Source organism: Actinospica durhamensis (assembly GCF_018139695.1).
Taxonomy (GTDB): domain Bacteria; phylum Actinomycetota; class Actinomycetes; order Streptomycetales; family Catenulisporaceae; genus Actinospica; species Actinospica durhamensis.
In genome coordinates, this window is the sequence record NZ_JAGSOG010000776.1 from 1 (window position 1) to 430 (window position 430).

Annotated in this window: 1 pseudogene; it reads right to left on the reverse strand. The window is 74.4% G+C overall.

From position 1 onward, the window contains the following. A pseudogene (locus tag KDL01_RS42170) lies at window positions 1-430 on the reverse strand (MFS transporter); the annotation flags it as partial.

Sequence of the window (430 nt, forward strand, 5' to 3'; positions counted from 1 at the left end):
GAGCAGCGCCGGGGCGGCGACCCAGGGGGCGATGTCGACGGGCGCGAAACGGAGCAGCAGCGCGGTGGTGCCCAGGCCGGTGATCACTCCCAGGAGGCCGCACACGGTGAGCAGGCGGCCGAACCGGTCCACCAGCCGGCCCGCGACCACGGCCGCGCTCGCCGACCCGAGGGCGAAGGGGGTCACGGCGAGGCCGGACAGCAGCGGGGAGAAGCCGAGGCCGTGCTGGTAGAAGAGGGCGAACACCAGCCAGACCCCGCTGAAGCCGACGAAGTACAACGTGCCGACACCGGCGCCGGCGGCGTACCCGCGCACCGTGGTGAACAGGCGCGGGTCGAGCAGCGGCTGGGCGTCCCGGGCGACGAGACGGCGCTGCCGGCGGACGAAGACGACGAGGATCGCGACGCCGGCGAGGAACAGCCACCACAGG